Here is a 13,316-nt window from a genome sequence, read left to right as displayed (position 1 = left end):
GACCGGCCCCTACATTGCAGCTTCAATTCCGGGAGCTTCCGTCATGTCACTTCTTCGCACCGCCTGCTGTTCGCTCCTGATCGCCACCGCGCTTGCCTCGACGGCGCGTGCTGGCAGCGTCGGACGCGAGCAGGACATTGTCGATCTGAAGCTCGGGCAGCGTGTGCTCGTGGATGACGGAACCTGCCCCGCCGGTCAGGTCAAGGAGGTGCGCGGCGCCAAGATGACGGACAAGGGTGTCTCGCGCACGAGTTCCTGCGTGCCGCGGCACGGGCCGAAATCGAAATGATCAGCTGAGAAGCTACTTCGCCGGATCGAACATGCACTGCAAGGTCGGCTTGGCGATCTTGGTGAAGGTCGGGCCGATCTCACCCTGCTTGGATACCGGCACCCAATCGGTCTCGATCGTCGGCACGCCGGTCTCGGTGATGCCGCGCAGCAGCGCCTCGCGCAGATCGCGGTCCTCAACGGCAGCGGCGGCATGGTCGTGGAGGCAGCCGCAAACCGCTTCCGGATGCTCCCAGCGCCCGAGCATGCGCGGCGCGCACTGGCGCACGAATTCGCTGCGTGGATCGGGCAGCCGGGAGGGTGTGCGAACCTGCGCCTGAACAGAACCGATCGTCAGAAGGGACACGAACGCCGCGGCGCAGAGACGAAGCAACATGATGGCCTTGCCGGCTGTTGTCTTGTGTGCGGTCAGAGGCGCGCGGCGATCACGATCGGCTGCGCTGGCGTGATGGTGACGGGCGAGCCGCTGTACTGGAAGGTGCCGACACCGGGGAGATTACCGTCAGGCGCCCCCGCGAACGAGGAGCCGGCGAGCACGAAACCGAAAGCAAGGATGAAGCTGAGCGCGCGCATGATCTTTTATCCCAATTCGGTGGCCGGCGGTGCGCCGTCGTCGTTGTGACGCTGATAACCATGGGCGGTTTCGCGCGTGATGCGCGAAAAGCTGAAAATGGTTTCGTCTTCGTGAGAATTGTTTCGTCCCGCCCGTGACGACGAAACGATTTTCGGAAAATGCCAGTCATTTCAGAGAGGTCTCGCTGCAGCTCAAAGTGGTCCGGTAAGTTCCGGCTCCAGCGCGGAAACGCACCTTGCACCGGCGCCGTCATGCTCCCGCCTCAAGCGCTTCATACGCATTTTACGTTTTTCTGCTGAACAGGGCGGCAAACGAGGGCCGGGTCCTATTGAACCGGGGGCGGTTCGGCCGCGACCCAAGCCATCGAAACCGAGACGCCCGATTCATCGGGCGCATTCACGTGAGGGATGGCCACCATGATGGCGGGAAATCGCGCAACGCCGCGCGATGCGGATCCACCGAGGGATCGCGGAGATGAACCACCCGTTCGCGGCAACGCTGGCGAAATGGCGCTGCAATCGAGCCGCGGCTTCGAGGCTGTACCTCAGATGTTCGTGCGGCTGACCGGTTCGCATCTCGCGAAACCGGGCAATCGTCTTTGAGCCAACGCAAGCGCGTCACTGAGTGAACGCAAGGGCGTCACTGGGTGAAGAACTCGCCGCACTTCTGGACGTTTGTGTCCGCCGGTCCCCACGGCATGATCGGCACGGTCGAGGTCGAGTTCTTCGGCGACCCCTCGATCAGCCTGTCCGAATAGACCATGTAGACCAGCACGTTGCGTTTGGCGTCGCAGCCGCGCACGATCTGCATCTTCTTGAAGAACAGCGAGCGCCGCTGCCGGAACATGTCGTCGCCCTGCTCCATCTTGTGCTTGAACCTGATCGGGGCGACCTGGCGGCAGGCGAGCGAGATGTCCGAGACCTCCTCGGCAAGGCCCAGCCACCCCTTGAAGCCCCCCTTCTCCGGCACCGTGAAATGACAGGCGACGCCCTCGACTTCCGGATCGTCGAGACCATAAGTCGCGAGCTTGTCGTTCGGGCTCATCCATTTGAACACGGTCGAGCGGCGGAAGATCAGATCGGGTTCGTCGGCGGCAGATGCGGACGCCATCGGCGCAGTCAGAGCCAGGAGGAATAAAGCGAGGCCTTTCAAGCGGATGCCCGAAAGACCGGGGAAACGAGATGACATGAAGCTCTCCGGTAACAAGTCCCCGCAATGTAGGAACGCGACAGCCCGACAGGAAGGTGACAGGCAACCGGTCGCGGCCGCCGTTTACCGCTCCGTGAGGCTTTTTTGCTACGGCTTGGACAAAAGTAACTGATCGCAGAACCACCTTGCTGGTGAACGCGTATCCCCTTTGTGAGACTAACGTCTGATTTTGGATTATGGATTCGAGGATGAACAGCGTGAACAGGTCGGGTTCTTCCGCCAAGTCGGCGCAGCTTTGGCAGGTCGCCATTTTGACGGCGGCGGGCGCGATCGGCATCGGCACGACCAGCCAGGCAAACGCAGCGTTCTACTATTGGACGGATTATTCCGACGGCTCCTATTACGCCCGGCAGCGTCCCGAGCCGCTGCGCCAGAAGCCGCAGAAGAGCCGCACAGTCGGCAAGAAAGAAGTTACAGCCGAGAAGGAAGCCGGCACCAAGCCGCAAGGACCGCTCGTCATCGTTGTCTCGATCGACCGGCAGAAGGTGACGGTCTACGACAGCAAAGGCGCGTTCGCGGAATCCCCGGTCTCGACCGGCATGAAGGGCCATTCGACGCCGATGGGTGTGTTCAGCGTCATCCAGAAGCACAAATTCCACCGCTCCAACATCTATAGCGGTGCACCGATGCCGTACATGCAGCGGATCACCTGGTCCGGCGTCGCCATGCACGCCGGCGTGTTGCCGGGTTATCCGGCCTCGCACGGCTGCATCCGCATGCCGATGTCGTTCGCGGTGAAGATGTGGAACTGGACCAGGATGGGCGCGCGCGTCATCGTCGCGCCCGGCGAGATGACGCCGCACAGCTTCTCCCATCCCCTGCTCGCCTCCGTGCGTGTGCCGCCGCAGCCCACGGCGAGCCTCGAGCGGCAGACTACTGTCGGCGAGAAGGGCGACAAGGGTGCCGCCGAAACCAAGCCCGTGGAGGCGAAGACTGCAAGTGCCGACAGCGTGCTCGACCTGCGCGCGTCGGTCGGCCATGCCGTGATGTCGGATGTGACCACGGGCAGCGCGCTCGCGCGCGAGGAAGCCGTCGCACCGGCCGACAAGGCCAAGACGGCCGAGGCATCCGGTACAGTCAAGCCAGGTCACGACGACAAGCCCGAGGCGGTCAAAGCCGAGCCTGTCAAGACGGAGGCGGTGGACTCTGCGAAGACGCCCAACGCACCGGCCACGGCGCCGACAATGGGTGCTTCACCCGACGCAAAGAAGGACGAGACCCGCGTTGCCGACCCGGCGCCAGCCGCAAAGCCGGAAACACCCAGGCGGGCCGGCCAGATTGCCGTCTTCATCAGTCGCAAGGATTCGAAGCTCTATGTGCGGCAGAATTTTGCGCCGCTGTTCGAGGTGCCCGTCACGATCGCCGCGAGCGACCGGCCGCTCGGCACGCATGTCTTCACCGCCGAAGTCGACAAGGCCGATGCCAATTCGCTGCGTTGGTCGGTGGTGTCGCTGCCCGTCTCCGCCCGTTCCGCGGCACGCGAGGACGAAAGCCGCCTCGTGCGCCGCCAGCGCGGCGCCGCCGTGATCCCCGTCGCCGCCAGGCCCGTGGTCACGCCGGACAGTCCGGCCGAGGCCCTCGACCGCATCGCGATCCCCGCCGAGACCATGACGAAGATCAACGAGATGCTGACGTCCGGCGGCTCGATCATCGTCTCCGACCAAGGCATCAACCAGGGCGAGACCGGCGAAGGCACCGATTTCATCGTCCGCCTGTACTAGGGTTCGTCGCTCCCGATAACGCGGTGTTGAGCAGTCCGGTCGTGCCGCCGGGGTAACATGCGGCCCGGATCATTTCGGGGGACGCCGTCATGATGAATCGCAGGACCATGATCGTCGCAACGGTTGCAGGCGCGATCGCGCCGGCAGCACGCGCTTTCGCCGATGGCGGCATGAGCCGGATCTCGGCCTACGCCTTCTCCTTCCCCGCATTGTCTGGCGACGACATCCGCCTCGCCGCGTTCACCGGCAAACCGCTGCTGGTGGTGAACACTGCCTCGCTCTGTGGCTACACGCCGCAATATGCCGGCCTGCAAGAGCTCTGGAACGAATTCCGCCCCCGCGGGCTCACCGTGGTCGGCGTGCCCTCCAACGACTTCGGGGGCCAGGAGCCCGGCGGCGCAACCGAGATCACGGAGACCGCGCACCACCAATATGGTGTTACCTTCCCGGTTACGGCCAAGGCCGTGGTGATTGGAGCGAAAGCGCATCCATTCTACAAATGGGCCGCCGAGGCGCGACCGAAGGAAGTTCCGAAGTGGAACTTCCACAAATACCTGATCGGCCGCGACGGCTATATCGCCGACGTCTTTGCGTCCGCGGTCGAACCGGCCGACACGCGGATCAAAACGGCCATTGCCAGGGCGCTGGCCGACAGCTGACGCAGGTGCGCGCCATCCGACTGGGCACAAGTGTCGGGGCGCGTCAAACAGCCGTTGCAATGGCGATGCCGCACCATCTAGGCTAGGATCGTTTGGGGCAGGACGGTTTTTGCCACAGGCGAAGAGCCGCGGCGGGACAACGGGGCCAATCTCGAGGACAACACCATGCGTGTGGCGGCAGGACTGATTTTGGCAGGCGCGATGTCGGTTGCGATGACCGGCGCAGCATGGTCGCAGACACCGGCCGCGAAGCCGGCAGCCGCGACGCAAGCCGCACCGGCGGCGACGCCGGTCGCGTCGGCGCCCGCGACGACTCCGGCCGCCGCTCCCGCGACAGGCGCCGCGCCAGCTGGGTTCGTCAATCCGCCTCCGCCCAAGCAGCCGCCGCAACCGGCGCGCGCGGCCTGCAACACGCCGGGGGCGCTCGGCGTCGCCCGCACCGTCGAGATCGACACCACGGGCGGTCCCGGCTTCGGTTTCGAGCATTTCAAGGAGCTCGACTTCCTGCGCGACAAGGAGGTGGTGCTGACCTTCGACGACGGCCCCTGGCCGCGCAACACGCCCGCGGTGCTGAAGGCGCTCGCCGACGAATGCACCACCGGCATCTTCTTCTCCATCGGCAAGCACGCGACCTATGAGCCGGAGATCCTGAAGCAGGTCTACGCGGCCGGCCATACGGTCGGTGCCCACACCTGGTCGCACGCCAATCTCAACAACAAGAAGCTCACAGAAGCGCAGCGCAAGGACGAGATCGAGAAGGGCTTCAGCGCCGTGAGATGGGCGCTCGGCGGCATCTCGCCCTCACCGTTCTTCCGCTTCCCGGCGCTCCAGCATCCGCCGGAGATGGTCACCTATCTCGGCAACCGCAATGTCGGGATCTTCTCCTGCGACATCGACTCGTTCGACTTCAAGGCCTCCAAGCCCGAGAAGGTCGTCGAGACCGTGATGAAGAAGCTCGAGACCAAGGGCAAGGGCATCATCCTGATGCACGACTTCCAGAAGCACACCGCGGAAGCCCTGCCCGAGCTGCTCAAGCGGCTGAAGGCCGGCGGCTACAAGGTGGTGGCGATGCGCGCCAAGTTCCCGGCATCGACACTGCCGGAATACGACCAGGAGCTGCTCAAGGACGCCAAGCTGCCGACGGTGAGCCAGCGCCCGGTCAATTCCGTGGTGACGACCGTTTCCGAATAGAAGGCCGTTGTCTTTCCGTATCGAGGGCTACGTCATCGTCTCGGCGGACGGCATGCTTGCCGACGCCGATCGCGTGATGCCCGACAGCCTGAAGTTCGAAGGCGACAAGCTCTTCTTCGAGCAGGCGCTCGATCGCGCCGCGCTGATCGTGCATGGCCGGCACTCGCACGAGCAGCAGCCGAATTCGCCGAAGCGCAAGCGGCTGATCCTGACCCGCAAGATCAGGGACCTCACCGTCGACCCGGAGATGCCGAACGCGACGCTGTGGAATCCGCAGCACGCAAGCTTCGATGAGGCCTGCGCCTTCGCGGACGTCGCCTCCGGCATGATCGCCATCATCGGCGGTCCGGGCGTATTCGACATGTTCATGGACCGCTACGACGCGTTCTGGCTATCGGAAGCCCCGCATGTGCGGCTGCCTGGCGGCGAAGGCTGTTTTGGCGGCGTGCCGGCGCGGACGCCTCACGAGGTGCTGGCTTCGCACGGATTGAAGCCGGGCGCCCCGTACGTGCTCGACGCGGCACATGAGGTGACCGTGACGCCGTGGCGGCCGGAGTAGCCTCCCGGCATGGCCGGCTGGCTTTCGCTCGCACCGGTGGGATGAGGCTCCGGCAAGAATCGGAGGAACAACCCCATGCACAGTACCGGCATCAGGACACCTTTGTGTATCCCGCGGGTTCATCAAGCAAAAATTGGCGCCGCCGCCGGCCAGCGCAAAGCCAGCTAGCATATTGGCCGAGACCCGATAATCGGCCCCGACGGCGGTGATGGCGCTATAGCCGACGTCCGTGGTGCTGCGTCAATACGAGCTGACGACTGAGAAACACCGGATCAATAGACTGAGACAAAAGCGCAAGACTGGACGGCCTGGATCGTGGCGGAAGACGCCAATTGGGTGCTGCCTGCCCCGAGACGGCATCATTGGTATACAAACGAGCCGCTTTCCCTCTGCGGAATGATCACCATATACGCCGGGGCTCGGGTCTCCCGCCGACGCCCTCCGCGGCCTCCGGATATCCTTGCGATGACTGGCCCGGCTGGCCGGCTCCGGCCTCAACGATGATCGAGACGCGACCACGGACACCATGAACGACGACTGCACGACGACAGGTCCGACAGACGCCTCCGGACTGACTGATGATGCAGCCGCGATTTCGTCCCTGCTACCGGCATTCGGCTTCACTGCCGATCGGATGGAGGCAGATGCGAACGTCGCCGCCTGGCGAGAATCTGTCGCCACGCTGTTCGACGTCGACGAGCTCGCCGCCGACGAACCGGGCCCGTTTCGCGCCGACATCAGCTCCTACGCCATGGGGCCGGTGCTGATCGGGCTGAGCCGTGCCAGCGGCCAGCGTTTCCGCCGCACCCCCGAAACGATTGCGCGCAGCGGCGTCGACCACATCATTCTCCAGCTCTATCTGAAGGGTGGCTATGACGGCGTCGCGGGCACCCGGCCGATCCGTGTGCGTGCCGGCGACATCTGCCTGTTCGACCTCGCCCAGACCCTGGAGACCAAGGCGACGGCTTTCGAGAATATCACGCTGGTCGTGCCGCGCCCGATGTTCGGCACCCATCTCTTGCGAGTCGACGACCTGCACGGCCTGGTCCTGCCGGGCAGCAGCGTGATCGCAAGACTGCTGGCGGGACATCTCACCGCTCTGGTCGAATTTGCTCCCCGCATGACGCTCGACGAATGCCAATCGGTGGTCGAGGGCACGGTCTCGCTGCTGGCCGCGTGCCTGCGCAACGAGCTCGAACGTGGCGACGCTGACGCCGACCATACCGTCGCTGCGAGCCCGTCCTTGATGCGGATTCGGCAATATATCGAGGCTGGCCTTGCCAGCGAGGATCTGTCGGCCAATTCGATCGCGGCCCATTTCGGCCTGTCCCGGGCCTCACTGTACCGGTTGTTCGCGCCCGTCGGCGGCATCGCGGACTACATTCGCAGCCGTCGGCTGCACCGCGCGTTCTTCGATCTCGCCAATTCGGGCTCGCGTGGTCCGCGCATCAGCGAGGTCGCGCGGCGCTGGCAGCTCGGCACCGACGCGCATTTCACGCGCTCGTTCAAGGCAGCCTACGGCATTACGCCCCGCGCAGCGCGCGAGGCCGCATTGCTCGGCCTGCAGCACGGCACCGATGCAACGGGCAGCGCAACGATTTCCCGCTGGATGCGCGAGATCGCGCCCCCAAGGACGCATTGATCGCTACACGTCGCCGTAGGCCGCCTCGGCCGGACGCGTGGTGCGGCCGTAGCCGATGATCATGCAGAGCGCGCCGATGATCGACAGGTTCTTGAGCGCGTCGACCAGCATCTTGGCGTTGTCCGGCGGGGTCTGGTTCCAGAAATCGTAGAACAGGACGGTCGCGACGGCGACGTAGATGATCAGCAGCAGCGCGAAGAAGCGCGCGCCAAGATTCAGCGCGATCATCAGCCCTGCGATGACCTCGAGTCCGCCGACCGCGATCGCCAGCAGCTGCGGCGTGGTCATGGCCGTCGCCGTCTCGACCTGCGTGGCGTAAGGCGCGATGATATCAGGCACTACGAGCTTGGTGGCGATGAAGTCCGCGGTCGCCTGGATGGCAAAGAGCTTGGTCGCGCCCGTGTAGATGAACAGAACGGCGAACAGGATTCGCCCGAAAGTCACGAACGCTGGCATGATCGGCCTCTTGGCAAAGCGCTACAGCACGGAACGCTTGAGGGGATTATGAAGAGTCCGTTCGCGGTTTTCAAACGCGGAAATGGAGAGCTGCGAGGAATTCAAAAGGGAGCGGCGCTCCGTTCGGTTCGCGCTCCCTAAAGCGCGATGCGATTAGGATGAATCGTCATCGCGCTTTAGGTTGTTGTTTAAGCATGATCTTTTCGGAAAACTGCTACGCACTTTTCCGGATCATGCTTTAGCGGAATCGAACCGAGAGCAGTGTGATCGGCCAAAACGCTCTCGGCGTCATGGCCGGGCTTGACCCGGCCATCCACGGCTTGCCTCGCGGGACGAAGAACGTGGATGCCCGGGACAAGCCCGGGCATGACGAGTTTGCCGAGCGAGCGCTCCCTAAATATCTTGAGGGGGTACGAAGCAACTACGTGAACAACGTCGGCTGCTGCCGGGCGGCGCGCTCCTGCGCTTCGACGACTGCAACAGCCGTCATGTTGAGGATGCCGCGCGCGGTCACCGACGGCGTCAGGATATGTGCCGGGCGTGCCGGGCCGACCAGGATCGGGCCGACGGGCAGCGCGTCCGCCAGCGACTTGATCATCTGATAGGCGACGTTGGCGGTGTCGAGGGTCGGCATGATCAGGATGTTGGCCTCGCCCTCCAGCTTGGAGTGCGGCAGCACCATCTTTCGCGCAGCGGCGGAGAGTGCGGTATCGCCCTGCATCTCGCCGTCGGCCTCGATCTCCGGATGCTTCTCCTTCAACAGCTGGGTCGCCCGCCGCATCTTGCGCGAGGACTCGGTGTCGTAGCTGCCGAAATCCGAGTGCGAGACGAAGGCGATCTTCGGCTTGATGTTGAAGCGCTGCACGTGGACCGCGGCGAGCGATGCGATCTCCGCGAGCTCTTCCGCGCTCGGGTTGGGCCGAACCTGCGTGTCGGCGATGAAGAAGGCGCCCTTGCTGGTGATCAGCAGCGCGAGCGCCGCGTAGTCGCTGATCCCCGGCGAGAAGCCGATGATCTCGCGGACGTGGCGCAGATGGCTCATGTAGCGGCCCTCGACGCCGCAAAGCATGGCATCCGCCTCCCCACGCGTCACCGCGAGCGCGGCGATCACGGTGTTGTTGGTGCGCACCACCGTGCGGGCTGCATCCGGCGTGACGCCGCGGCGGCCGGCAACCTCGACATAGGACTGCACATAGGAGCGGTAGCGCGGATCGTCCTCGGGATTGACGAGGTCGAAGTCCTTGCCGGCGCGGATCGAGAGCCCGAAGCGCTTGATGCGCGCCTCCACGACCGAAGGACGGCCGACCAGGATCGGCCGGGCCAGGTTCTCCTCCAGCACGACTTGTGTCGCGCGCAGCACGCGCTCGTCCTCGCCTTCGGCATAGATCACGCGCACCGGCTGGGTCTTGGCCTTGGCGAACATCGGCTTCATGACCAGGCCGGAGCGGAAGGCGAAGCGCTCGAGCAGCGCGGTGTATTCGTCGAAATTGGTGATGGGCCGCGTCGCGACACCCGATTCCATCGCCGCCTTGGCCACTGCCGGCGCGATGCGCAAAATCAACCTGGGATCAAAGGGGCTCGGGATCAGCGAGCCCGGGCCGAAGCCTTGCGTCTCCCCGGTGTCGAAGCCCTGCGCGACGGCATCCGACGGCGCCTCGCGCGCGAGCTGCGCGATGGCCTCGACGGCGGCGTGCTTCATCTCCTCGTTGATCGCGGTGGCGCCGACGTCGAGCGCGCCGCGGAAGATGAAGGGAAAGCAGAGAACGTTGTTGACCTGGTTCGGGTAGTCGGAGCGGCCGGTGCAGATCATCGCGTCGGGGCGCGCCTTTCGCGCCTCTTCCGGCATGATCTCCGGTACGGGATTGGCAAGGGCCATGATCAAGGGCTTGTCGCCCATCGCCTTGGCCATCTCGGGCTTGAGCACGCCGGGTGCCGAGAGCCCGATGAAGATATCGGCGCCGCCGATGACGTCGGCGAGCGTGCGCTTGTCGGTCTTCTGCGCATAGACCGCCTTCCAGCGGTCCATCGAGGTATTGCGCCCCTCATGCACGAGACCGTCGATGTCGCAGACCCAGATGTTCTTCCGCTGCGCGCCCATCGAGACGAGCAGGTTCAGCGTGGCGAGCGCGGCGGCCCCTGCCCCCGAGGCCACGATCTTGACCTCCGACAGCTTCTTGCCGTTCAGCCTGAGGCCGTTGGTGATCGCCGCGGCGACGATGATGGCGGTGCCGTGCTGGTCGTCATGGAAGACCGGGATCTTCATGCGCTCCTTCAAGCGCGCCTCGATCTCGAAGCATTCCGGTCCGCGGATGTCTTCCAGATTGATGCCGCCGAAGGTCGGCTCAAGCGCCGCCACCGTCTCGACCACACGGTCGATGGTGTCGGCGGCGATCTCGATGTCGAACACGTCGATGCCGGCGAATTTCTTGAACAGGACCGCCTTGCCCTCCATCACCGGCTTGGAGGCCAGCGGGCCGATATTGCCGAGGCCGAGCACCGCGGTGCCGTTGGAGACCACCGCGACCAGGTTGGCGCGGGTGGTGAGCGTGGCCGCCTCGGCCGGGTTCTTGGCGATCTCGGTGCAGGCGGCGGCCACGCCCGGCGAATAGGCCAGCGCGAGGTCGCGCTGGTTGGCAAGCGGCTTGCTTGCCTGGATCTCGAGCTTTCCGGGGCGCGGCAGACGATGATAGGCCAGCGCCGCCTGGTGGAGATCATCAGAATAGGACGACATGCGGAGTCTCGCCTCACGTTACCGGCATCAAAATGCATGATCCGGAGCTGCCGCCCAAGCGAAACGGTATTTCCGGGTCATGGAAACGGGATGAAGCACGCCGGGTGCCCCGGTGGCAACATCCGATTGCGCCCCCATCAACAGGGCGCGCAGTCAACTGTCTGAAAACCATAGCTTTCCCTGGACCGCGCGGCGTTTGCCGAATATGGCAGGTTGCGCGGTGCAGAACGAGCAACTGGAGCTGGGAATGAAGCGAATCCTGATCGGCCTGATCGTGGCAGCCGTGCTCGGCGCCGGCGGATGGCTCGGCTTCAATCTCTACGTCCAGCACCGGGCCACCAGCGAGGTCGAGGCAGCCTTCGAGCAGATGCGCTCGGGCGGCGGCAAGGCCAGCCACGGCAAGATCACGTTCGAGCTCGCGACCCGGACGCTGACGATCGAGGACATCGTCGTCGTGCCCGGCAACCCGTCGCAAGGGCACGTCAAGATCGGCGCCTTCAGGAGCACCGGCGTCCGCCAGACCGGCGAGACGCGCTTCGCTGCTGACGGCATCGACATCTCGGGCGTCGAGATTGGGTTGGACGAAGTCGGACCCGGCAAGCTGAAAGTGGCCTACAAGATCCCGCAGGTGACGCTGCGCGACTATGCGGGTCCCCTCCGCGTTCAAAGCGTGCCGGCATCGAGCTCCTTGAGCGACATGTACCGGTTCGTGCTCGACCAGTTCGCGAGCGTGACGGCCACGTCCGTGACGATGCCGTCCATCAACACCAGCTTCGACGCCGGCAGCAGCGTCGGCAGCGGTGAAGTCGTCTATTCCGGCCTCGCGCTGCAAAACCTCGGCCGCGGCAAGGTCGATGCAATGAAGACGGACCGCGCCACCTTCACGATCAACGTGACGCAGCCGGGCAAGGCGGACAAGCTGACTGGCGAGATTTCCGGCATCATCGTCAATGATTTCGACTCGACCCCGATCCTCGCCGCACTCGATCCGCAGACGAGCGGTGACGACAGCTACCGCCGAGTCTACCGGCAAATCTCGAGCGGCCCTTATGTGCTCAAGTCCGCGCGGGGCCTGCGTATGGATGTCGACGGCTTCGCCATGGAAGACATCGACGTGCAGCCGTCGAAGCTCCATTTGTTCGAGATGTTTGCCATGCTGCCGCAGGACAAGTCGGCCCCGCCAACGCAGGCGCAAACGCGCGAGCTGATGGAGAAGGTCGCCGGATTCTACGAGGGTATTCGCATCGGCAAGGCCGAGATCGGCAAGACTTCGATTGGCACACCGCAGGGAACAGGGAAGATCAACGCGATCCGCTACCGGCAGGACGAATTCGCGATCGAGGGCGTCGATGCACCCTCGCCGCAGGGGCAGTTCAAGATGGAGCGCTTCGCGCTCAAATCCTTCAGCATGCCGAACTTCATGCACTGGGCCTCCGGTCTCAGCAATCCCGGGCAGCCGCCCTCGCCCGACCAGATGCTGGGCCTGTTCCGGGTGTTCGAAGGCGCCGAGGTCAAGGGCGTGGTTGCGCCCCACAACACCGCGCGGCAGCCCATCACCGTCGACACGATCAGCCTGAACTGGGGCCAGCTGGTGGGATCGATCCCGAGCAAGGCCAATCTGGTCGTGAAGATGGTCACACCGACCGATCCCGCCAATCCGGCGCTGCAGCCGCTGATCGTGGCAGGCGTGGACAAGCTCGCGATCGACCTCGATCTCGGCGCGGCCTGGACGGAATCCTCTAGCGCCTTCGCGCTGGCGCCCGCCACGCTCGATCTCGGCAACCTCGCCAAAGCGCAGGTCAGTTTTGCGCTTGCCAACGTGCCGCGCGACCTCTTCACCACGACGGACCGGTCGGAGGCCATGGATCAGTTGACGCAGGTCGAGACCGGCGCGATCGAGCTGTCCTTGCGCGACCGCGGCGTGGTCGATCTGGTCGTGGCTCAGTTCGCGCGCATGCAGAATGTCAGCCGTGACACCGCGCGTAGCGCCATCGTCGCGACGATCCGGGCGCAGGGCGAGAAGATCGCCGCCTCCAATCTCGATGCCAAGGTCGCGGTCGATGCGCTCGCCGGCTTCGTCGCGACCTCAGGGCAAACGCTCACCATCAAGCTGACTCCGTTCGGCAAGCTGCCGCTGCTTCAGCTGATCGATGTCCTCGACAACGAACCGATCATCGCGCTGGCGCAGTTCAAGATCGAGGCGTCGACGGGGCTGTAGGAAGAGACAGGCGGCTCTCTGCTCCGCGTCATTGCGAGGAGCTCTTACGACGAAGCAATCCAGACTCG

General features: G+C 64.6%; 13 protein-coding genes. 8 read left to right on the top strand and 5 right to left on the bottom strand.

The features are described 5' to 3' along the window. The first annotated feature begins 43 nt into the window (after positions 1–43). On the top strand, positions 44–289 hold the full coding sequence (locus tag ACM42_RS25390) for a DUF6719 family protein (protein WP_194387655.1): 246 nt from the start codon (positions 44–46) through the stop codon (positions 287–289). Between the two features lie 12 nt (positions 290–301). Here ACM42_RS25390 and ACM42_RS25385 read toward each other — a convergent pair whose 3' ends face one another. Together ACM42_RS25385 and ACM42_RS25380 are read right to left on the bottom strand one after the other, a co-directional pair. Further along, a complete protein-coding gene (locus ACM42_RS25385; protein ID WP_239623295.1) occupies positions 302–664 on the bottom strand; it encodes a hypothetical protein in 363 nt (120 codons plus the stop codon). A gap of 32 nt (positions 665–696) precedes the next feature. Next, positions 697–861 carry a hypothetical protein gene (locus tag ACM42_RS25380; RefSeq protein WP_271530448.1) on the bottom strand — a complete coding sequence of 55 codons (165 nt, stop codon included), beginning with the start codon at positions 859–861 and terminating at the stop codon, positions 697–699. Positions 862–1,269: 408 nt separating this feature from the next. On the opposite strand from ACM42_RS25380, the gene ACM42_RS25375 reads away from it, so the two are divergent. Next, positions 1,270–1,464: a hypothetical protein gene (locus tag ACM42_RS25375; protein WP_333921892.1), complete on the top strand. Its 195-nt coding sequence runs from the start codon at positions 1,270–1,272 to the stop codon at positions 1,462–1,464. 37 nt (positions 1,465–1,501) lie between these two features. Here the strand turns inward: ACM42_RS25375 and ACM42_RS25370 are convergent, their stop codons facing one another. Next, entirely contained in the window at positions 1,502–2,050 is a 549-nt protein-coding gene (locus ACM42_RS25370; RefSeq protein ID WP_028180735.1) for a CreA family protein, read from the bottom strand. Between the two features lie 209 nt (positions 2,051–2,259). Between ACM42_RS25370 and ACM42_RS25365 the strand changes: the two genes are divergently transcribed. From ACM42_RS25365 to ACM42_RS25345, 5 genes are all read left to right on the top strand, one after another. Further along, positions 2,260–3,792: a L,D-transpeptidase gene (locus ACM42_RS25365; RefSeq protein ID WP_271530447.1), complete on the top strand. Its 1,533-nt coding sequence runs from the start codon at positions 2,260–2,262 to the stop codon at positions 3,790–3,792. Positions 3,793–3,881: 89 nt separating this feature from the next. Then, positions 3,882–4,451, top strand: a complete 570-nt coding sequence (locus ACM42_RS25360; RefSeq protein ID WP_271530446.1) for a glutathione peroxidase — start codon at positions 3,882–3,884, stop codon at positions 4,449–4,451. 165 nt (positions 4,452–4,616) lie between these two features. Next, a complete protein-coding gene (locus ACM42_RS25355) occupies positions 4,617–5,642 on the top strand; it encodes a polysaccharide deacetylase family protein (protein ID WP_271530445.1) in 1,026 nt (341 codons plus the stop codon). Positions 5,643–5,649: 7 nt separating this feature from the next. Continuing rightward, a complete protein-coding gene (locus ACM42_RS25350; RefSeq protein ID WP_271530444.1) occupies positions 5,650–6,201 on the top strand; it encodes a dihydrofolate reductase in 552 nt (183 codons plus the stop codon). A 526-nt stretch (positions 6,202–6,727) separates the two neighbouring features. Next, positions 6,728–7,843 carry a helix-turn-helix domain-containing protein gene (locus ACM42_RS25345; RefSeq protein WP_271530443.1) on the top strand — a complete coding sequence of 372 codons (1,116 nt, stop codon included), beginning with the start codon at positions 6,728–6,730 and terminating at the stop codon, positions 7,841–7,843. A gap of 3 nt (positions 7,844–7,846) precedes the next feature. Here ACM42_RS25345 and ACM42_RS25340 read toward each other — a convergent pair whose 3' ends face one another. Further along, positions 7,847–8,299 (bottom strand): DoxX family protein, encoded by a 453-nt coding sequence (locus ACM42_RS25340; protein WP_271530442.1) that lies wholly within the window; start codon positions 8,297–8,299, stop codon positions 7,847–7,849. Between the two features lie 421 nt (positions 8,300–8,720). Beyond that, positions 8,721–11,030 (bottom strand): NADP-dependent malic enzyme, encoded by a 2,310-nt coding sequence (locus ACM42_RS25335; RefSeq protein ID WP_271530441.1) that lies wholly within the window; start codon positions 11,028–11,030, stop codon positions 8,721–8,723. A 247-nt stretch (positions 11,031–11,277) separates the two neighbouring features. On the opposite strand from ACM42_RS25335, the gene ACM42_RS25330 reads away from it, so the two are divergent. Then, on the top strand, positions 11,278–13,248 hold the full coding sequence (locus ACM42_RS25330) for a hypothetical protein (RefSeq protein ID WP_271530440.1): 1,971 nt from the start codon (positions 11,278–11,280) through the stop codon (positions 13,246–13,248). The last annotated feature ends 68 nt before the right edge of the window (positions 13,249–13,316 follow it).

This window comes from Bradyrhizobium sp. CCBAU 25338 (genome assembly GCF_028128965.1).
Classification (GTDB): domain Bacteria; phylum Pseudomonadota; class Alphaproteobacteria; order Rhizobiales; family Xanthobacteraceae; genus Bradyrhizobium; species Bradyrhizobium liaoningense.
Note: the sequence above shows the minus strand (reverse complement) of the source record. Positions and strands in the feature narration are given on the sequence as shown.